General features: G+C 63.7%; 20 protein-coding genes. 10 read left to right on the plus strand and 10 right to left on the minus strand.

Annotated features, from left to right (window positions below):
- Window positions 1-963: 963 nt before the first annotated feature.
- Together ACIQT2_RS20435 and ACIQT2_RS20440 are read right to left on the minus strand one after the other, a co-directional pair.
- Window positions 964-1425 carry a DUF3817 domain-containing protein gene (locus tag ACIQT2_RS20435; protein ID WP_402950175.1) on the minus strand — a complete coding sequence of 154 codons (462 nt, stop codon included), beginning with the start codon at window positions 1423-1425 and terminating at the stop codon, window positions 964-966.
- Window positions 1426-1457: 32 nt separating this feature from the next.
- Complete coding sequence (locus ACIQT2_RS20440; protein WP_402950178.1) at window positions 1458-2051, minus strand: hypothetical protein; 594 nt, start codon at window positions 2049-2051, stop codon at window positions 1458-1460.
- A 149-nt stretch (window positions 2052-2200) separates the two neighbouring features.
- Here ACIQT2_RS20440 and ACIQT2_RS20445 point away from each other — a divergent pair, with 149 nt between their 5' ends.
- The 5 genes from ACIQT2_RS20445 (at window position 2201) to ACIQT2_RS20465 (ending at window position 7871) form a co-directional block, all read left to right on the plus strand.
- Window positions 2201-2929 carry a FadR/GntR family transcriptional regulator gene (locus ACIQT2_RS20445; RefSeq protein WP_402950181.1) on the plus strand — a complete coding sequence of 243 codons (729 nt, stop codon included), beginning with the start codon at window positions 2201-2203 and terminating at the stop codon, window positions 2927-2929.
- Window positions 2926-3936: an asparaginase gene (locus ACIQT2_RS20450; protein WP_402950184.1), complete on the plus strand. Its 1011-nt coding sequence runs from the start codon at window positions 2926-2928 to the stop codon at window positions 3934-3936. Before ACIQT2_RS20445 ends, ACIQT2_RS20450 begins: the two co-directional genes overlap by 4 nt.
- Before the next feature lie 9 nt (window positions 3937-3945).
- Complete coding sequence (gene aspA / locus ACIQT2_RS20455) at window positions 3946-5361, plus strand: aspartate ammonia-lyase (protein WP_402950187.1); 1416 nt, start codon at window positions 3946-3948, stop codon at window positions 5359-5361.
- A gap of 139 nt (window positions 5362-5500) precedes the next feature.
- Window positions 5501-7009: an amino acid permease gene (locus tag ACIQT2_RS20460; RefSeq protein ID WP_402950190.1), complete on the plus strand. Its 1509-nt coding sequence runs from the start codon at window positions 5501-5503 to the stop codon at window positions 7007-7009.
- Window positions 7010-7199: 190 nt separating this feature from the next.
- The gene (locus ACIQT2_RS20465; protein ID WP_400333613.1) at window positions 7200-7871 is read left to right on the plus strand and encodes a FadR/GntR family transcriptional regulator; all 672 of its coding nucleotides are present in this window, start codon (window positions 7200-7202) and stop codon (window positions 7869-7871) included.
- Here ACIQT2_RS20465 and ACIQT2_RS20470 read toward each other — a convergent pair.
- Genes ACIQT2_RS20470 through ACIQT2_RS20490 form a run of 5 tightly spaced genes read right to left on the minus strand, consistent with a single transcriptional unit; the run spans window position 7868 to window position 12565 of the window.
- Window positions 7868-8728, minus strand: a complete 861-nt coding sequence (locus ACIQT2_RS20470) for an amidohydrolase family protein (protein WP_402950192.1) — start codon at window positions 8726-8728, stop codon at window positions 7868-7870. The two genes, ACIQT2_RS20465 and ACIQT2_RS20470, sit on opposite strands and share 4 nt — an antisense overlap.
- The gene (locus ACIQT2_RS20475; RefSeq protein ID WP_402950194.1) at window positions 8721-9674 is read right to left on the minus strand and encodes an aldo/keto reductase; all 954 of its coding nucleotides are present in this window, start codon (window positions 9672-9674) and stop codon (window positions 8721-8723) included. The genes ACIQT2_RS20470 and ACIQT2_RS20475 overlap by 8 nt, the downstream gene beginning before the upstream one ends.
- Window positions 9671-9985, minus strand: coding sequence for an L-rhamnose mutarotase (locus ACIQT2_RS20480; RefSeq protein WP_400333605.1), 315 nt, complete (start codon window positions 9983-9985; stop codon window positions 9671-9673). The genes ACIQT2_RS20475 and ACIQT2_RS20480 overlap by 4 nt, the downstream gene beginning before the upstream one ends.
- Window positions 9978-11264, minus strand: a complete 1287-nt coding sequence (locus tag ACIQT2_RS20485; RefSeq protein ID WP_402950197.1) for an alpha-L-fucosidase — start codon at window positions 11262-11264, stop codon at window positions 9978-9980. Before ACIQT2_RS20485 ends, ACIQT2_RS20480 begins: the two co-directional genes overlap by 8 nt.
- Window positions 11261-12565 (minus strand): L-fuconate dehydratase, encoded by a 1305-nt coding sequence (locus tag ACIQT2_RS20490; RefSeq protein ID WP_402950199.1) that lies wholly within the window; start codon window positions 12563-12565, stop codon window positions 11261-11263. The genes ACIQT2_RS20485 and ACIQT2_RS20490 overlap by 4 nt, the downstream gene beginning before the upstream one ends.
- Window positions 12566-12707: 142 nt before the next feature.
- Here ACIQT2_RS20490 and ACIQT2_RS20495 point away from each other — a divergent pair, with 142 nt between their 5' ends.
- The 4 genes from ACIQT2_RS20495 to ACIQT2_RS20510 all read left to right on the plus strand — a co-directional run bounded on the left by ACIQT2_RS20495 (window position 12708) and on the right by ACIQT2_RS20510 (window position 17146).
- Entirely contained in the window at window positions 12708-13619 is a 912-nt protein-coding gene (locus ACIQT2_RS20495; RefSeq protein ID WP_402950202.1) for a fumarylacetoacetate hydrolase family protein, read from the plus strand.
- A 3-nt stretch (window positions 13620-13622) separates the two neighbouring features.
- Window positions 13623-14384 carry an SDR family NAD(P)-dependent oxidoreductase gene (locus tag ACIQT2_RS20500; protein WP_402950205.1) on the plus strand — a complete coding sequence of 254 codons (762 nt, stop codon included), beginning with the start codon at window positions 13623-13625 and terminating at the stop codon, window positions 14382-14384.
- A 107-nt stretch (window positions 14385-14491) separates the two neighbouring features.
- The gene (locus ACIQT2_RS20505) at window positions 14492-15784 is read left to right on the plus strand and encodes an ATP-binding protein (RefSeq protein WP_402950208.1); all 1293 of its coding nucleotides are present in this window, start codon (window positions 14492-14494) and stop codon (window positions 15782-15784) included.
- Between the two features lie 117 nt (window positions 15785-15901).
- Window positions 15902-17146, plus strand: coding sequence for a low temperature requirement protein A (locus tag ACIQT2_RS20510; protein WP_402950210.1), 1245 nt, complete (start codon window positions 15902-15904; stop codon window positions 17144-17146).
- A gap of 4 nt (window positions 17147-17150) precedes the next feature.
- Here the strand turns inward: ACIQT2_RS20510 and ACIQT2_RS20515 are convergent, their stop codons facing one another.
- The 3 genes from ACIQT2_RS20515 to ACIQT2_RS20525 all read right to left on the minus strand — a co-directional run bounded on the left by ACIQT2_RS20515 (window position 17151) and on the right by ACIQT2_RS20525 (window position 19408).
- Window positions 17151-17945, minus strand: coding sequence for a hypothetical protein (locus ACIQT2_RS20515; RefSeq protein ID WP_402950213.1), 795 nt, complete (start codon window positions 17943-17945; stop codon window positions 17151-17153).
- The gene (locus ACIQT2_RS20520) at window positions 17942-18508 is read right to left on the minus strand and encodes an RNA polymerase sigma factor (protein WP_402950216.1); all 567 of its coding nucleotides are present in this window, start codon (window positions 18506-18508) and stop codon (window positions 17942-17944) included. The genes ACIQT2_RS20515 and ACIQT2_RS20520 overlap by 4 nt, the downstream gene beginning before the upstream one ends.
- Before the next feature lie 111 nt (window positions 18509-18619).
- Window positions 18620-19408, minus strand: coding sequence for an SDR family NAD(P)-dependent oxidoreductase (locus ACIQT2_RS20525; RefSeq protein ID WP_402950219.1), 789 nt, complete (start codon window positions 19406-19408; stop codon window positions 18620-18622).
- Window positions 19409-19530: 122 nt separating this feature from the next.
- Here ACIQT2_RS20525 and ACIQT2_RS20530 point away from each other — a divergent pair, with 122 nt between their 5' ends.
- Entirely contained in the window at window positions 19531-20157 is a 627-nt protein-coding gene (locus tag ACIQT2_RS20530) for a TetR/AcrR family transcriptional regulator (protein WP_402950222.1), read from the plus strand.
- Window positions 20158-20163: the final 6 nt, after the last annotated feature.

The following is a 20163-nucleotide window of genomic DNA, read 5'->3' on the forward strand; positions in this document are numbered from 1 at the left end:
CTCCGTACCGCCACGACCAACATTGGCCCCCAAACGCGCCCAGAACGCGGGAAAGACCCACCAACCGGGCCCAAAGTAGGTCGCGAAGGAACACCAGTGCGGGACCTCCGCCCGGCCTGATGCGAGACAGAGACACCCGCAGGGCCGCGCCACGGGCCAGCGCAGGAGTTGTCCAGATAACGCTCCCAAGCAGTTCCGACCAAGGTTGATTGTTCATAGCGTGGATGCGTGATCCCACCGCTTCCCAAGCCCATCGATGTCAACCTTCACAGCGCTCCAGCCGAGTGGTGGCAATTCCTTGCAGGCCTGACGCCTCTGGCTGCTTTGATAGCAGCCGGCATTGCGGGGTGGATTGCATGGAAGTCCCTCCGCCAGAAGACTGCAGCTGATAACCGGGCAGAATGGTGGCGTCGCGCCCAGTGGGCCTTCGACAGCATCCTTTCGGACGAACCGAGACGGGCACAGGCAGGCCTCCGGATCATAGCCGTTCTCGCTCAGGGCCCTCCGGGCGCGGAGGAACTGAAGATCATCGAAGGCGCAACCGACGATTCGCTGGGGGTTGCCGAGGGGCCAGCCCTTAGACCTTTCAGCCGTCACGATTACCCGGGTGACGACACTAGCAAAATGGAATCAAACACTCGCCCCGAACTCCCCTCGGCCGGTTCAGGGCGGGAGGGTAGCGAAGCGGGAAGACAACCCGACTAACGAGGAGTGCAAAGAATGGAGTCTCAAGGGATGCATGCCGAGGGAGCCGCGGAACAAGAATCCACATATCCCATCAAACATCTGGCATCCTCATACGATCGCGGTGTTCAAATTGCCGCTGCCCGCGTCCGCATCATCACAGATCGGGGGCTGGGCAAACAAACCCCTGACTGGATCCTCCAACTCGCCGCCGAGAGATTGTCAGGCGACTACTAAAGGTTCTCCCCGCCTTTGCTTGTCACAGCGGACGACGCAGCTCTACGAGAACCACGTATCCGGCGGCCCCATGTATAGCAGGAAGCTGAACACGGCCGCCACACCAACAAGCACTACACCCAAGGCCAGAATCGGCTTGGCCAAGATCCAGGCCTGAAGTTTCTCCAACACCCCAACAGGCTCTTCTCCGCCAGCGGCAAGCCGCCATCCGCCACGCAACAGGCCACGACGATCGAGTGATTTCTCAACAGGGATCGTGGCGTACGGGATCACCGCAGACGTTACGGCCAGAAGCCCGGTGCCCGCAGGCCACTTCTGGTTGATCCACATGAAGGCGGCCGTAAACGCGTAGCAGAGGAACACAAACCCGTGGATGCCACCCGCGATGCTGACGCCAACATCCGTTGTCTTCGTGACGTATTTGAGGAAGAGCCCTATCAACAAGAGCGTCCACGTCACGGCTTCGGCAAAGGCAACAGTACGGAAGAGGGCGCGGGGCAGCATGGAAAACCTCACATCGGGGAACAGGGGTCGCCCTAAATAACGGACGGAAGCGATGCCTCGTTCCTGATCCGCGAAGAACCGAACTCCAAAGCCACAGTTTCGAGCTCCAGGGGTTCCTGGTGCTTGGTGCGGGCTCTGCCGACGGCTACATGCGGTATCCAACGGGGCGACCTGTACCCGAGTGCCGGCGAACTCAGGATGAAGTCGTCGATGTTGTCCAGGCCGAGGTCGTCCAAAAGTACGTGGAGCCCTTGGACAAGCAGGGTTTGGTAGTCATGAACAGCTTGCGGAACCTCGACTTCCAAGCTGCTGACACGGCCGCCACCCAGGGTGACCAGCTTCGCGGATTTGCCTAGGAATCCGTCCAGCACCGGCAGTCCTCTCAGCCAACTGGAGACTTCCCGAATCACGACGTCTGCGCTGGCAATCCCGCCTGTCCAGGCAACAACATCTGTAGCCAACCGATCCAGGATGCCTACGTGCAACAGCGTCATGTGGAGGCCCTCCGGTTTTCGCACGGAGTCGACGTATCGTCCGAGCGATTCCAAAGGCGCTTCGACGTCGAGCACCGGCACCTCGACGGTAATGCGGGGTAAGCGCTCAGCAGTGGGGTGACTGGCCCTCATGCCAGCCATTATCCGACGGAACCGGGCACCATGGCAGCCCGCCAGCGAAACCCTGCCACCCGCCGTCGTACGCCACCCCAAACGCCCAAAGCGTGAAGCGGTTCTTTCAGCGTTGACAGTGCCTTGTGACCCGTGCCATATTCGATAACGTGAACCTGTCAGACAGCCGGACAGCCGGACAGCAAGGCCAAGAACAAAGCCGCGCAACGCCCACCCCCATCTCCCGCATTTCCGCAGCTGAGGCGGTCTTTGCGGCACTCAGGCGAGCCATCGAGGGCGGGCAGTTCGACATCGGCACCAAGCTGAGTTCCGAAGCCACGCTTGCGGCGCAGTACGGAGTGAGCCGCTCGGTCATCAGGGAGGCGCTGCGGAGTTGCAACACCCTTGGCCTGACAGTCACCAAGACCGGCAAGGGCACGTTCATTGTGGCCAACAAGGTTGCTAATGACCTTACCTTGGGCCAGTACAGCGCGCGCGATCTTAACGAAGCACGTCCCCACATCGAGATTCCGGCGGCTGGCCTGGCTGCCGAGAGGCGAACAGAAGAGGAACTCGAACACCTCAAGGACATCGTCCAGGAGATGCTCAACGAAAACGATCCCGAAGCCTGGGTGAACCTGGACGCGAGCTTCCACTCCGCCGTCGCGCGCGCCAGTGGCAACCGCGTGTTCGCGAGCGTCGTCCAGGATATCCGCGACGCCCTGGCCCACCAGTCCGAAACCCTTAACCTCGTGGCCGACCGCCAGCACCGCTCCGACGAAGAGCACGTCGCCATCCTCGACGCCATCGAGTCGGGCGATTCCCAGGCCGCGAGCAAAGCCATGGCTGAACACCTGCAGGCCGTCAGCGTGGCCCTGGACACGATCCTCAGCAAATGAACCACCCAAAGGACACCATGCCCAGCCCCAAAGTGGCCCACCAAGCAGCGCCCAACCACGTCCCCCTCGTCGAGCAGACCCGCGACGGCTTGGTGGAGAGCGTCCACTACGGCTCGCTGATCGCCTTGAATAAAGACGGAAGCACGGCACTGGAAGCCGGCCAGCCGGATGCCCCGATGTATCCCCGGTCGAGCCTGAAACCGCTGCAAGCCGTCGCCCTCCTCAAGGCCGGCCTGGACATCCCGGAAGAACTCCTGGCCCTGACCGCGGCGAGCCACTCGGGCAGCAAGAAACACCGTGACGGTGCCGCCGAAATCCTGAAACTGCACGGCCTCACCGAAGCAGCGCTCGGAAACAGCTCCGACCTTCCCTATGGGGTCGAAGAACGCAACGAATGGCTGCGGGACGGCAACGGTCCAACGCAACTGGCGCAGAACTGCTCAGGCAAGCACGCCTCCATGACAGCCGTCTGCGTCATCAACGGCTGGCCTGTGGAGGGATACCTGCACCCTGAACATCCGCTGCAGGTCCTGGTCCGCGACACCATCACCGAACTGACCGCCGAGGAAGCCGCCGCAGTGAGCACGGACGGCTGCGGCACGCCGCTCTTCGCCCACTCGCTCCACGGCATGGCCCGCGCCTACGGCCGTCTTGCCTCAGCAGAGCAAGACACCAACGAAGGCAAAGTCGCCCACGCCATGCGCCGCTTCCCGGAAATGGTTGCCGGTGAGGGCCGCGACGTCACCGCCCTCATGCGCGCTGTTCCGGGCCTGCTGGCCAAGGACGGCTTCGAGGGCCTCCAGCTTGTGGGCCTCGAGGACGGCCGCGCGTTGGCTGTGAAGATTTCCGACGGCGGCGACCGCGCCCGCATGCCGGTTACCATCGCAGCCCTGAAGGAGTTGGGGCTCGACGGCGGCAGCCTGGACTCGCTGCAGAGCCCACCCGTGTTGGGTGGCGGCCTTCCGGTCGGCGAGCTCCGCGCGGCACAGATTTTCACCACGAACTAAAGGACAGCTATGACCACCGTCGATCAGGCGATCCCTCTCCGTTCCGAACACGACCTCTTGGGCGACCGCAATGTCCCCGCAGATGCGTACTGGGGCGTCCACACTCTGAGGGCCATTGAGAACTTCCCCATTACCGGGCAGGCCCTCTCCACCAACAAACACCTTGTCAGGGGTTTGGCAGCGGTCAAGCTGGCGGCGGCCAGGACCAACCACGAGCTTGGCCTGCTGGATTCGGAGCGCGCCAACGCCATTGAGCAGGCATGCCAGGACATCCTGGACGGCAAGCTCCAGGACCAGTTCATGGTGGACGTGATCCAAGGTGGCGCGGGCACCAGCTCCAACATGAACGCCAACGAGGTCATCGCCAACCGTGCACTGGAAATCCTTGGCCACCCCAAGGGTGACTACGCGAAGCTGCACCCGAACGACCACGTCAACCTGAGCCAGTCCACCAACGACGTCTACCCGACGGCGGTAAACCTCGCCACAATCTTCTCCGTGAAGGAACTCCTGGAAGCCCTGGAGGAGCTGGAAGTTGCCTTCGCCGAAAAGGGCCGGGAGTTCCGGACGGTCGTGAAGATGGGCCGCACGCAGCTCCAGGACGCGGTGCCTATGACGCTCGGCCAGGAGTTCGGCGGATATGCCGTAACCATTGGTGAAGACCGGGCCCGCCTGGACGAGTCCCACATGCTGATCCACGAGATCAACCTCGGTGCGACGGCCATCGGCACCGGCCTGAACGCCCCGGCCGGCTACGCCGAAGCCGCGTGCCGCCACCTCGCTGAAGTCACGGGCCTGCCCCTCCTCACGGCGGCCGACCTCATCGAGGCCACCCAGGACGTGGGCGCGTTCGTCCACCTGTCCGGCGTACTGAAGCGCGTCGCGGTGAAGCTTTCGAAGATTTGCAACGACCTCCGCCTGCTGTCCTCTGGACCGCGTGCGGGACTGGGCGAGATCAACCTGCCGGCGGTACAGTCCGGCTCGTCGATCATGCCCGGCAAGATCAACCCGGTGATCCCGGAAGTGGTCAGCCAGGTGGCCTACGAAGTCATCGGCAACGATGTCACGGTCACCATGGCCGCGGAAGCAGGGCAGCTCCAGCTGAATGCTTTCGAACCGATCATTGTGCACAGCCTGCACAAGAGCATCTCCCACCTGGAAGCAGCGTGCCGCACCCTTACGGCCCGCTGTGTCCGGGGCATCACAGCAAACACCGAGCGGCTACGGCTTACCGTGGAGCAGTCGATCGGTCTCGTCACGGCATTGAACCCGCACATCGGTTATGCCTCCGCCACTGCCATCGCCCAGGAGGCGTTGGCCACCGGCAAGGGTGTAGCAGAACTCGTCTTGGAACACGGTCTCCTGACCGCAGCCCAGCTTGAAGAACTGCTCAGCCCCGAACGTCTGGCAAACCTGAGCAAGTAGGCCAATCCGGCCAGTCAGCCCAGCGGCTTTGAAAGCCGTCCCGCCCGATGAGGCACCCACAAGAGGCTCTGAGCCGCGCCCGAAACCCCCAGAAGTGCGCGCCCATGAGACCCCCAACAGGACACCCGTAAGGATTCCCATGACCAACCCCATCACGGACCACACGGTCCCGGCCCAAGCGCATGCCAGCGAGAAAGCCCTCCACAAGGAGGACACGGGCTACCACAAGGACTTGAAGCCCCGGCAGATCCAGATGATCGCGATCGGCGGTGCCATCGGTACCGGCCTGTTCCTCGGCGCGGGCGGACGGCTCAATGCAGCCGGCCCCTCGCTGGTCATCGCTTATGCAGTCTGCGGTTTCTTCGCTTTCCTGATCCTCCGCGCCCTCGGCGAATTGGTGCTGCACCGCCCGTCGTCGGGCTCGTTCGTCTCCTACGCCCGTGAGTTCTTCGGCGAAAAGGCGGCGTTCGTTTCGGGTTGGTTCTACTGGATCAACTGGGCCACCACCACCATCGTGGACATCACGGCCGCAGCGCTTTACATGAACTTCTTCGGTAAGTACGTCCCTTGGATGGGGGCCGTTCCGCAGTGGGCGTGGGCCCTTATCGCCTTGGTGGTTGTGCTTAGCCTGAACCTCGTGTCGGTGAAGGTCTTCGGCGAGATGGAGTTCTGGTTCGCGCTGATCAAGGTGGCCGCGCTGGTGGCCTTCCTCCTGGTTGGCACCTACTTCGTCGTTTTCGGCACGCCTGTTGATGGCCAGACGGTCGGCTTCAGCCTCATCTCGGACAACGGCGGAATCTTCCCCAACGGCATCCTTCCCATGATCATCCTGATGCAGGGCGTGCTGTTCGCCTACGCCTCGATCGAACTCGTCGGCACCGCCGCCGGTGAGACCGCAAACCCGGAAAAGATCATGCCCAAGGCCATCAACTCCGTGGTCTTCCGTATCGCTGTCTTCTACGTCGGCTCCGTCATCCTGCTGGCACTCCTCCTCCCCTACACCTCGTACGAGAAGGGTGTGAGCCCGTTCGTGACGTTCTTCGGCTCCATCGGTGTGCAGGGCGTTGACGTGATCATGAACCTCGTGGTTCTCACCGCTGCCCTGTCCTCGCTGAACGCAGGCCTGTACTCCACGGGCCGTATCCTGCGCTCGATGTCCGTCAACGGTTCGGCTCCCAAGTTCGCCCAGCGGATGAACAAGGCCGGCGTACCGTACGGCGGCATCGCGATCACAGCCGGTGTCTCCCTGCTCGGTGTTCCGCTGAACTACCTGGTTCCGTCGGACGCCTTCGAAATCGTCCTGAACGTCGCTTCCGTGGGCATCATCGTCACCTGGGCCACGATCGTCCTGTGCCAGATGCAGTTGAAGCGCTGGGCGGACAAGGGCTGGGTCAAACGCCCGTCGTTCCGGCTCTTCGGCGCTCCGTACACCGGCTGGCTGTCACTGATCTTCCTGGCGGGCGTCCTGGTGATGGTCTTCATCGAGTCGCCACTCACCATGCTGGTCACCGCGGTTGCGTGCGGACTCATGGTCTGGGGATGGTTCCTGTGCCGTAAGCAGATCCACGAGCTTGCAGCCACGCGGGATGGCTACACGGGCAGCGCCCCCGTCATTGCCAACCGCCCCCTGCCTGGCGGCGATAAGTAACAAGACGTGCCCGACGGCGGCACCCGGGTTCCGTACCAACGGAACGTGGGTGCCGCCGTCGTTGGTTAACGAACCCAACTGAGTCGCAGAAGTGCGCGTTTTGAGCGCTCTAAACGCGCACAAATGCGACCCAGTTGGGTGAGAACGCGGCGAACGCAGACATCCGATCATTGCCGTCTACTATGGGTCCATGGCTGTCACAGATGAGGCGATCGGCAAGATCAAGGACATGCTGATCCGCGGGGAACTCAAGGCCGGCGACAGGCTTCCGCCGGAGAAGGAACTCAGCGAACGGCTGGGCTTGTCCCGCAGTTCGCTTCGGGAAGCCGTCAAGGCACTGGAACTCATCCGTGTGCTGGACGTGCGGCGCGGCGACGGCACCTACGTGACCAGCTTGGATGCAAAACTCCTGAACGAAGCCGTTGCGTTCGTCGTGGACCTGCACCAGGACCGCTCCATCCTTGAGCTCTTCGAGGTCCGCCGGATCCTCGAACCCGCCACTGCGCACCTCGCCGCCGGCAAGATCACGCCGGAAGAGATCGACAAGCTCCGTGGCACCATGGCCGGCATCGACGAGAACACCCCAGTGGAAGAACTCGTTGCCCACGACTTGGAGTTCCACGGCATCATTACCGAAGCGGCCGGGAACGATTATCTCGGCAGCCTCTTGGAAGCCCTGTCCAGCAGCACGGTCCGCGCCCGGATTTGGCGTGGTCTCACGCAGGAAAAAGCCGTGGCGCATACTTTGGCAGAGCACCGGGCCATCGCGGACGCCTTGGAACGCGGGGACGCCGAACTCGTCAAAGCGCTGGTCACCGTGCATATCAGCGGCGTGGAGAACTGGCTAAGGCAGGCCCTTTAGCCTGCGCCGGCGTCCAGACCGTAGGTGCGGATCGCCGTCCCCTCAAGGACAGCATCCTGCTCCGAGGGACTCAGCGTCGAAATCAGTTCCAGGAGCACCTCAAGCGTCCGGCCATACGGTGCCCCCAATGTACTCACCGGCCAATCGCTGCCGATCATCAGGCGGTCGGCGCCGAAGCACTCCAGCGCAAACCCGAAGAGCCAACGCAACGAATCCGCCGAGTACTCAACGCCGGGCAAGTGCAACCCTGACAGCTTGGCCACGGCATTTCCCTTGCTTCCCAGGGCACTGAACTCCGTCCGCCACAGCTCCATGCAGTCGGGGTCACCGAGAGGTGGTTTCCCCAAGTGATCCAGGACCACGGTCAGCCCGGGCAACTCCTGTGCCAGCCTGACGGTTGCTCCGAGATGACGGGGGAAAGCGTCGGGAACGTCAAAGGCAAGCCCTCGCCCAGCCACCAAACCAAGGGATTCCCGCACAGGCGCCAGATCCAGGAAATCGTCGCGGTGATCATCGTGCACCAGATGCCGTACTCCCCGGAACACGGGATTCGCTGCAAAACGGTCCAGTTGGGCAGCTGCCTCGCCGGGTGAATCCAGCCAGATCCAGCCCACCACGCCCAAAACCCACGGCTGCCGCCCTGCGACGGCCAACATGCTCTCCGTGTCAGCCAGGGTGTCATCGGCCTGGACCAGCACCGCGCCCCGCATACCTGCAGCAACAAGGACCTCACCGGCCTCGTCCTCACCGAAGCTCCGGAACAATGCGCCATGCTGCGGCCCGAGCCACGAGTGGGGCCGGACCCCTCCGGTGACGAAAGTGTCAAGGCTCCACAAGTGCAGATGCGCATCAATCACGCGGCACGGCCTCCAACGCTGCCCACAGCTCTTCCGGCACGGATTCCTCCATGCGGGCGGCGTTCTCCACCACCTGCTCCGGAGCGCTGGCCCCCACTGTCACATTGACCACGGCCGGATGCCTCAGCGGAAACTGGAGTGCCGCTGTCGGGAGTTCGACGCCGAAATCCCGGCAGACAGCCGCGAGCGCCCGGGCACGCTCCACCAAGGCGCGCGGCGCTTGATCGTAGTTGTAGTGGGCGTCGTCGAGGACTTCGGGACGGGCCAACAGCCCGGAGTTGAAGGCGCCGACATTGACGACGCCGCTGCGGCGCTCCACACAGCGGTCGAGCAGCGGGACGCTGGGCTGCTCAAGCAGCGTGTAGCGTCCAGCGAGCATCACGAGATCGAGGTCTGCGGCTTCGACGCATTCGAGGGCGGCTTCGGCGGAGTTAAGGCCAACGCCGATTGCTTTGACCACACCCTCGGAACGCAGTTTTTCCAACACCGGAAGGCCCTGGGAGATCCCCAACTGCAGGTCATGAACGTCGGCGTCGTGGAGGTAGGCGATGTCCACGTGGTCGAGACCCAGCCGCTCAAGTGAATCTTCGAGGCTGCGGCGGATGCCGGACTCGGAGAAGTCCCATACACGCTTCTTGTCTGCGGGGACGTCGAAGCCTTCCGGGTCGCGACCGCCATGTGGGGTTGGTTCCAGCAGGCGCCCAACCTTGGTGGAGACAACAAACTCGTCCCGGTGCTTATCCCGAAGGACCGCGCCCAACCGCTGTTCGGACAGGCCAAGACCATAGTGCGGGGCAGTATCGAAGTAACGGATCCCCGCGTCCCAGGCTGCAAGTACAGTGGCGAGGGCCTCGCCGTCGGGGATGGCACGGTAGAGGTTCCCGATCCCGGCCCCACCAAAGCCGAGTCTCCCGAGCTTGGGGATTTCAGCGGATTGAGTGTTCATGGCAATTCCCATACCTTCTGGATACCCGAATCGTCACCGGAGTAATCGTCCTGGACCTCAAGAAGTTCAGCCATCCGGGCTTGCCAGGGCACATTGGCGGGGTGGTCGGCGAGCGCGCGGCGCATTGCCTGATAATCGTCCACGTCCACCACATGGAAGAGGTCCTGGCCGCTGCGCCAAATCCGCCAGTTTCGGACACCCGCGTCCTTGAGCGCCTGAACCAAGGACGGCGGGATGTTCGCGTGTGCGTCAGCGTACTCGGCTTCGGCCCCGGGCTTCAGACGGGTGTGGAGTGCGATCGACTCACCCATCGACGGTCTCCGGTGCAAGGAACAGCTCCAGCACGGGCACTGCCACATCGGGCCGCTGCACAGGGAGTTTGATGGTCAGGGTCCCCGCTGGCTGGCCGCCCGGGGTCATGTTCATGGCTTGCTGTTCGGGGTCCACCTCGCGGAGGAAGACCTCCGAGGCGTCGTTGAGGAGTTGGGCGTACTCCACTTTTCCGGCCAAACCCGGGAGGTGGACGTATTCGAAAGGCCACGCGAAGAGGTGCACATAGAGCCTGTCTCCGCGCTGCGTGTAGCGGGCATCCGGCGGCGCGGTCCAGGCAGAGGGACCTGCCCCGTAAATGGCGCGCGAATGCAGCTTCATCCACTCCCCCATTCCCTCCAAGGACGCCAGGGCCCTCGGATCGAGATTCCCTCTCCCTGTGGGGCCGACATTGAGCAGCAGGTTGCCACCTTTGGACACTCCGTCCACGAGCATGCGGATGAGCAGGTCAACAGACTTGTAGTCCAGGTTGTCCCTGTCGTAGCCCCAACTGCCGTTCAACGTCTGGCAAGCCTCCCAGGTGACCGGGACGCCGTCGAGCATCATCGGCGCGGCCGGCTGGTACTGCTCGGGCGTGACGAAGTCTCCCGGAATGTCCAGCCTGTCATTGACGATGATCCCGGGCTGCAGTTCCCGAACCATGGCGAGCAAGGCTTCGGAGTCCCAGTCCTTGCTGCCTTTGCCGCCCCAAAAGTCAGGATGGCCGGCGTAGGAGAAGTCGAAGAACAGGTAGTCGATGGTGCCGTAGTTGCTGAGGAGCTCACGCACCTGGCCGTGCAGGTACTCGCGGTAGCGGGCCATGTCGCGTCCGCTGTTGAGATGTTCGACGTCGGCAGCGTTGCGTTGGGGGTGCACGCCGTCGATGGTGAAATCCGGATGGTGCCAATCGATGAGCGAATGGTAGAAGCCCACTTTGAGCCCCTCCGCCCGGAGCGCCTCGACGTAAGGCTGTATGAGGTCCCTGCCTGCGGGTGTGTTCGTGGCTTTGTAGTCCGTCAGCGCGGAGTCCCAGAGGCAGAAGCCGTCGTGGTGCTTAGTGGTCAGGACAACGTACTTCATCCCGGCCTTGCGTGCGGCACGGGCCCACTCGCGTGGATCGTAGAGGTCAGGATCAAAGCGCCGGAAATACTGTTCGTAGGCTTCGACGCCGATCTCTTCCCGGTTCATGACCCACTCGTGCCGGGCCGGGAGCGCGTACAGCCCCCAGTGCACGAACATGCCAAACCGGGCTTCTCCGAACCATGGTGCGTGCTTGATCAATGCTTGTCCTTCCAGACCGGGCCGTCGGGGAAGCTGTATTGGGCCAGTGTTTCACGGAGCATCTCATTCCCGGCGCCGGGCTTGGCGGGCGGCCAGTAGGCTCCGGCGTGGACGTCGACGGGGTCTACGAAGTGTTCGTGCAGGTGGTCCACGAACTCGATCATCCGGTCTTCCTTGGTCCCGGAAACCGCCACGTAGTCGAACATGGACAGGTGCTGCACGGCCTCGCACAAGCCCACTCCGCCGGCATGTGGACACACCCGCACGCCGAACTTAGCCGCGAGCAGCAGGATGGCGATGTTCTCATTGACTCCGGCCACTCGCGCGGCGTCGATCTGCAACACTTCCAGGGCCTGGGCCTGCAGCAGCTGCTTGAACACCACCCGGTTCTGGACGTGCTCCCCCGTAGCCACGGGAATCGGAGCCACGCCGCGGGCAATGGCCGCGTGGCCCAGGATGTCGTCCGGGCTGGTGGGTTCCTCGATCCACGCGATGTCGCAAGGCGCCAAGTGTGCCATCCAGTCGATGGCGTTCTGCACATCCCATCGCTGGTTGGCGTCCACAGCAATCCGGATGTCCGGACCCACGGCGGCCCTGGCAGCCCGGACACGCCGGACGTCGTCTTCCAGTGACGCCCCGACTTTGAGCTTGATCTGCTTGAATCCGTCGGCCACGGCTTCCTTGGCCAATCGCGAGAGTTTCTCGTCGCTGTATCCCAGCCAGCCCGGCGTCGTGGTGTACGCAGGGTAGCCCTCAGCACGAAGAGCGGCCGTCCGCGCATCCCGTCCCGGCTCGGCGGCCCGGAGGATGTCGAGGGCTTCTTCCGGGGTCAAGGCATCCGTCAGATAACGGAAGTCCACCAGGGAAACGAGTTCTTCCGGGCTCATGTCCGAAAGCAGCTCCCACAGTGGCAACCCGGCACGTTTGGCCTTCACGTCCCACAGGGCATTGACCACCGCACCGATCGCCATATGCATGACACCCTTCTCGGGTCCAAGCCAACGGAGTTGGGAGTCATGGGCCAAGAGTTTCCAGGTGGCGCCCATGTCAGCAAGGAGTTCCTCGACGTTGCGGCCCAGGACGTGATCCCTCAGCGCGTCGATCGCAGCCTGTTCCACCTCATTACCGCGACCGATCGTGAACACGAAACCGTGGCCCTCGTGCCCGTCTGCCGCGTCAGTGTGAAGAATCAGGTAAGCGGCCGAGTAGTCAGGGTCCGGGTTCATGGCGTCCGAGCCGTCGAGTTCCAGCGAGGTGGGGAAGCGGATATCAAAGGTATCCAGTGCGGTGACGATGCTCATGCGGCTCCTGGCTGCGCGTTAGAGGAATTGTCACGAGCCTAAACATCCGATGTCTTAGTTGTCAACGGGTCACATTTCCGTATTATGGACGAAAACAGCACACTAGAGCTCGGATGTTAGTCCCGAACGCACGGAGGAAGCCATGACCTTGAAATTCGCCAGGCTGGGTACGGCCGGAAACGAACAACCGGCCGTCATCGCCCAGGACGCCCGCGGCACGGAGAAGTACTTCAGCCTCTTGTCACTGACCAACGACATCGACGGCGGCTTCCTCGCCGCCGATGGCATCGAACGGACCCGCAAAGCGCTGGAATCCGGGGAACTGGAAGAAATCTCCGCCGAAGGGCTGCGCATCGGAGCGCCTGTTTCGCGGCCGGGATCCGTCATCGCCATTGGCCTCAACTACACCGCCCACGCTGCCGAATCAGGCGCCACCCCGCCCGAGGTTCCAGTGGTGTTCCTCAAGCCGAGCAACACCATCAGTGGCCCGTTTGACGCGGCTCCCATCCCGCCGTCGTCGGAAAAGTACGACTGGGAAGTGGAACTGGCCATCGTGATCGGCAAGGAAGCGTCCTACCTTTCCTCAGTTTCCGAGGCCGCGAACCACATTGCCGGCTACGCCGTGGCCAACGACCTTTCCGAACGGGATTACCAGATTCCTGGCGCTGCCGGGCAGTGGACCAAGGGCAAGTCCCTTCCGGGCTCCACTCCCCTGGGTCCCTGGCTGGTGCCGGCCGGGGACATTGATCCCGGCAACCTGCGTCTGCGGACCCTGGTCAACGGTGAAATCCGCCAGGACTCCAGCACCTCGGACATGATCTTCGATCCAGCCACGATCGTCCACCACCTCAGCCAGTTCATGGTGCTGGAGCCGGGCGACGTGATCATCACCGGAACTCCCGAGGGCGTCGCATTGTCCGGACGATTCCCGTTCATCCAGCCCGGCGACGTGATCGAACTGGAAATCGATGGCTTGGGACGCCAACGGCAGGAGTACTACCGCGCCGTGGCAGGTGCGGCACAGCCCGTTTCCTTCGTGAGCTCCAACGCCTAGGCCGTGGCAACCACGGTGGGCAACGACTTTGAGGGCCTCGCGGCACTCGTGACCGGAGGCGCCTCCGGCATCGGGGCGGCCATCGCGGACCGCCTCGCCGCCGGAGGTGCCCAGGTGGCCGTCCTGGACCTTGCACCGGACGGCACTCCACACTTCGGCGTGGAATGCAACGTGGCCGACGACGCCTCGGTGCGTTCCGCCGTCGAGCGTGTAGCCCAGCGGTTCGGTCGGCTGGACGTCGTGATCAACAACGCCGGGATCGGCGCCCAGGGCGACGTCGCCGCGAACGACGACGACGAATGGCTTCGCGTGCTCAACATCAACGTCGTGGGAATCGCGCGCGTCAGCCGGGCCGCCCTGCCGTACCTGCGCGAGTCGCCGGCCGCCGCGATCGTCAACACATGCTCGATCGCCGCGACGGCGGGGCTCCCGCAGCGTGCGCTGTACTCGGCGTCGAAGGGTGCGGTCCTTTCCCTCACGCTCGCCATGGCGGCCGACCACGTGCGTGAAGGGATCCGCGTCAACTGCGTGAACCCGGGCACCGTGGACACGCCGTGGGTTGGACGGTTGCTTGATGCCGCCGCGGATCCTGCTGCCGAACGTGCAGCGCTGAACGCACGCCAGCCGCACGGGCGCATGGTGGATCCGCACGAGGTGGCTGGCGCCGTGGCGTACCTCGCGAGTCCGCTGTCAGGTTCGACGTCGGGAACCTCGCTGGCGGTCGACGGCGGCATGCAGGGTTTGCGGCTGCGTCCGGTCCAGTAGTGTCCGCGTAACGCAACGGTCCCGCAACCTCCTGTTGGCGCGGTTCGCCTATGCTCAACTCCAAGGCATCAACGGCGATCCACTTTGACCATTCAGGAGACATGGCCATGACCAACTGGCGTATCAGGGACTTCCACTCATCCGATCTGGACGGCATCCTGCACCTCTGGGAGTCGTTGAAGGCCGATGGCGTGGAGCCGGTGTACGCGTTGTCCGAGGTCCTCGCGTCGTGCGAGAAAGACCACGCAGTCGTGGCGGTGCAGGGCGACCAGGTAGTGGGCGCCGCCGTCGGACGTGCCGCGCACGACCAGGGCTGGGTGGTTTTCCTCGCGACGCTGACCGAGTTCCGCGGCCGCGGGATCGGCACCTCGCTGCTGTCCGCCGTCGAAAACCGCATGGCCCCGCACGGACTCAACAAGCTGTCCGCGCTCATGCCGGAGACCGAAACCCGCGTGGAGGCGTTCCTTGGCCGCGGCTTCGTGGTGAAGAAGAATTTGCGCTACTTCGAACGGACCATCCCCGTTCAACGGCAGGAATTGGAACCGCTCAGTTTGCTCGGCGGTCGGATCCTGGCCCGCGATCTGTGGGAGAACGTCGCGGGCATGAAGCGGGAGAAGGAACTCCTGGAACGCAGGCTGGTGCTGCCCTTGGCCGAGGCCGATCTCGCCGATGAATACGGCGTAGTCCCGCCGCGGGCCGTGGTGCTGTTCGGCCCTCCCGGCACGGGCAAGACCACGTTCGCCAAGGCCATCGCGTCCCGGCTGGAGTGGCCGTTCGTGGAAGTCTTCCCCTCGCGTTTGGCGTCCGACCCCAAGGGCCTCGCCGGAGCACTCCGGGAGACGTTCCTGGAAATCGCCGAGCTGGAACACGCGGTGGTGTTCATCGACGAGGTGGAAGAGATCGCCTCCCAACGTGCCGGCGACCCGCCCTCTCCCCTGCAGGGCGTCACCAACGAACTGCTCAAGATCATCCCGGCCTTCCGCGAGCAGCCTGGTCGATTGCTGGTGTGCGCCACCAACTTCATCCGCGCCCTGGACACGGCGTTCCTGCGCCACGGCCGGTTCGATTACGTCATCCCCATCGGCCTGCCGGACATCCACGCCCGCGAAGCCATGTGGCAGCGCTTCATCCCGGCAACGGTGGTGGACTCTGTGGACGTCTCACTCTTGGTGGACCGGACCGAAGGCTTCTCGCCCGCTGACATCGAGTTCGCCGCACGCAGCGCCTCCCAGCGCGCCCTCGAAAAAGCCGTGTACGACGACGGTGCTGCCGCCACCAACGGCCGAAAGGGACCGGTCACGCAGGACTACCTCGACGCGATCGCGGACACCCGCACCACCGTCAGCGATGAGGTCTACCAGGAGTTCCTCGAAGACATCGACGTCCTGGGCCGGGTGTAGGCAGGAGCTCCGGCGGGTTCGCGGGAAGCCTGCTTGTTCCTCCGGAAGTTTCCGGGGGTTTCGACGCATTTCCGCGACCCCGGCGCCAGCCACTTCTCCGGCGGTAACCTTTGAGCTATGTCCACGAATCCCCTTCGCCATGCCCTGGCACGTATGGGCGGACGCGATCCGCATGAAAAGCACCGCACCGCCACGCCCCTGGAGCTGTTCTTCGACCTGACCTTCGTCATCGCCTTCAGCGTGGCGGCGGGCCAGTTGGCGCACAACGTGGCCGATGCCCACTTCGGCGCCGGCCTGCTCGGATTTTGCTATGCCATGTTCGCGGTGATCTGGGCATGGGTGAACTTCACCTGGTTCGCGAGTGCCTACGACACCGATGACTGGGTATTCCGCGTAGTCACCATGGTCCAGATGATCGGCGTGCTGATCCTCGCGATGGGCATCGAGCCGATGTTCCATTCGCTGCTCGAGGGCGACCACGTGAACAACGTGGCCATCCTCATCGGCTACATCGTGATGCGCTTGGCCCTGGTGTTCCAGTGGTTGCGGGCAGCCAAACAGGACCCGGAACGCCGCGAGACGTGCCTCCGCTACGCCAAGTACCTGGCCCTGGTGCAGCTTGGCTGGGTGGCCGCGTTGGTCATCGAGACAGACGTCCTCACCACCTTCCTCCTTGCCGCTCCGCTGTTCATCCTGGAAATGTCCGTCCCCGGGCTCGCAGAGCGGAAGATGCGTACCCCCTGGCACGCCCACCACATTGCCGAGCGCTACGGCTTGTTGGCGATCATTGCCTTGGGCGAATGCCTGATTGGTGCCATTGAGACCCTCCGAGCGATCGTTGCCTTGCACGGTTGGTCCCTGGAGGCAGCCGTGGTGGGGATCGGTGGAACGGGGCTGGCCTTCGGGATGTGGTGGATCTACTTCATCCTTCCCTCCGGCAAGTCACTCCACCTCCAGCGCCACCGCTCGTTCCTCTTCGGCTACGGCCACATGATCGTCTTCGCATCCATTGCCGCAACCGGCGCAGGGCTCCACGTCGCGGCCTACTTCATCGACCACGAAGCCCATATCAGCGCGGCGGCCGCAGTAGCCTGGGTCGCAGTTCCCGTGGCAATCTTCAAGGTCTCGCTGACCACTCTCTATACCGCCATGCTGGGCGTGGACAAGCACGTACTGTGGAGCACTGCCATGGTGGTAGCCGTCCTTGCCGGAAGCATCGCACTGGCCGCAGCCGGAGCCTCGGTACCCGTGTGCATGCTGGTCATGGTCGCAGCCCTTGGCATCTCCATCACCCTCGACGAACGCTTGGGCCACAAGGGCCGTGCAGCAGCACTCCGACGCCTGGAGGCGGCAGCGGGCTGACCGCTCATTCCTCGAAGGAAAGCGTCCGCACCCCGGTAGTGCCGTCGTCGTACGTCACCAGAACGTCCATGCCCGCAGACGAGGCGTCCCGGAGTTCCTCCCCAGGCACCCACAACGCGAAACGCCCCAGGGACACGGTGGCAGCCACCTCACCTTGGGTTTTGCTCTGGTAGGTCATTGCGACGACGGCGGAACCCGCCTCGCCTGCCGCAAGGGAAATATCTCCTGCGCCCATGGTTCCCGTGCCCAATGCCATGGAGCGCAGGTCCCGGGGCCCGAGAGGAGCGGTGTTTGCCGGACCGCCAATGGAGCCTATCCGTGACTTGCCAAAGAGGTGGAAGGAATCGTCGGTGATGCAGAGGGCTGAGAATCCGCCCTGACCCGCAAGAACAACGGTTGTCCAGGCTCCCCGGCGTTCGGAAATGGCTACCTTGGCCGTCGCGAGGTCATCCCTGTACATCCCTCCGCCTACGTCCTTGTTGGACGCCCTGCACTCCTCGGCCACGTCATGACGTTCCTTGGCACTCATGCCGGAGGGCACGGCCGTCCAGGTCGCGAACGCTTGGTCCCCTCCCGTCAGGCCCGGAAGAACCAGCAGACCGGCCGTCACCGCAGCCACGGCTCCGCCCAGCACGGCCAGGCGCCGGTACGTCCTCTTCTTCGGACTGGAGTGGGCTTTCGAGGGATCCGTTGAAAGGATGCGCACCAGGTCCGACCGGGACCGGTGAGCATCGATTCGACTTGCCTTCGCGGGGTCCAGGGATTGCAGCAAAGTGTCGGTGTCTTGGCGCGGGCTCATGGCGTTTTTGTCCTCATCAGCTCGGAAGTGAATTCCGCGGGAACCGCGGGCGGGTGGTCCATCAACAATCGAAGTGCCCGGCGTGCCCGGCCCAGCCTCAGCCGAAAGGCCACAGGGGATATACCCAGGACCACTCCGGCCTGTGTTGCATTGAGTTCTTCGAAGACGGCAAGACCCAGGGCTTCCTGGTGCACGGCCGACAACACATTCCATGCCCGGCCCAAGTCAACCCTGTCCACAATCACGTCCATGCTTTCACCCGGAGATTGCACGGCAGCTGCCACTGCCAAGCGGACTCCAAGGGCTTGGCGGCGCTGGTCTCCGCGCAGCGTATTGAGCAGGATGTTGCGGGCCACTCCAAAAGTCCATGCCCTCGCGTCACCATGCCCAGCGGGTACGTCCTGAAACCTCCGCCAGACTGCCAGGAACGTCTCGGCAACAACGTCGTCAGCGTGGTCCGGGTGGGCCCTGCGCTGGACAAACTTGTGCAGGTCCTCATACAGGGACTCATAGAGCAGGCGAAAGCTGCTCTCTTGGTCCGAAGACTTCGACGTGTGGCTCATACCTTGTACATGTCCCCCATGCGTTCAAGTGTGTCGCATGGGTTCCGCGTTGTGTGGCCCGCTCTACTTGCCTCGAGGCCGTTGCGGAGCGCAAAGCGGCCCGCAACGCTGTCAGTCCTGCACTGCGCGGGCGGCGATGGCAACCGTGAGCGCGCGCGGCAAACGCTGGGCGAATCCAGCGGCCACGCGGTTGGCCCAGCCGGACACCACACTGGCCGGAGTCGCTTTGCCACCAAGTGCCTTGAGCGCGGTCTCAACCACTTGTTCGGACGTCTGCATGACGCCAACAGCTGCGGACTCACTGCCCAGGACCTCAAAGAACTCCGTCCGGGTGGCTCCGGGGCACAGCGCCAGAACACGCAGGTCCGTGTCCTTGGTCTCGTGGGCTACGGCCTCCGTGAAACTCAGGACAAACGCCTTGGTGGCGCCGTAAACGGCCATGCCCGGAATCGGTTGGAAAGCCGCCGTGCTGGCAACATTCACCAGGGCCCCCTTGCCGGACGCCAGCAGTCCGGGGAGGAAGGCGCGCGTGATGTCCACCAAGGCGGACACGTTGAGGGCGATCTCCGAGGCGATGACGTCAGCGTCCTCTTCCACGAACGGTCCCCGCGTTCCGAAGCCCGCATTGTTGACCAGAGTATCCACGGCGATCCCGCGGCCGGAAAGTTCGTCCTTCAAGACGCGGCCCGCGCCGGGTCGGCCCAGGTCCAGGGGAAGGACGGTGATGGTCACGCCGTGCTTGGCGCGAAGGTCCCGGGCCAGATCCTCCAAGCGGTCGGCCCGGCGCGCCACGAGAACCAGGTTGGCGCCGCGGGCAGCGAACCGGGAGGCAAACTCGGCTCCGAGGCCAGAGCTTGCGCCGGTGATCAGTGCGGTGGTGCCGGAGTATGTCATGGTCATGGCAGATTCCATCCTTGTGTATTTGGGTTGAGACCACTTGGTCGATCAGAAGTAGCCAATGCCAACATCGTAGGCACTGCCTACATTGTTGTCAATGACTACTTAACGGCTAAACTGATGACATGACGGACCAGCCTTACCACCACGGCAAACTACGCGAAGCACTCCTGGAACGCGCCATGGAGACCTTGGAGACCTCCGGGGTTGAGGGGCTCTCACTCCGGCAGTTGGCCCGTGACCTGAATGTCAGTCATGCCGCCCCCGCCAAACACTTCCGGGACAAGCAGGCTTTGATCGATGCCCTGGCAATGGCAGGATTCGGCATCATGAACGGCCGCATCCTTGAGGCCTCCCAGCCCGGCCGGGACCTGCAGGGCCGCTTTGTCAGCGTCGCGAAAGCCTATGTCGATTTCGCACTGACCCGCCCCGCCCTGTTGTCCGTCATGTACTCAACCAAGCACCAATCCGACTCCACCGATGAACTCCGCAGCATTGGCGAGCAGGGGATGCTGGTGGCCCTGGCACTCATTCAGGAGGGCCAGGATGCCGGAGCACTGGCAGAAGGCGACCCCGGAACCCTCGCCATGGTCTGCTTCTCCGGCCTCCACGGCACAGCCATGCTGGCAGCAGGCAAACATCTGGAGGGCACCAGTACCGAGGCAATCGTCAAAGCGGTGACGGATACGCTCTGGGCAGGGATGGCCGCCGGAGTGCCCGCAGCCCAGGCTGCCGGACAGACCGTGGGCTAGACACCG

Source organism: Paenarthrobacter sp. NPDC090522, assembly GCF_044769225.1.
GTDB lineage: Bacteria > Actinomycetota > Actinomycetes > Actinomycetales > Micrococcaceae > Arthrobacter.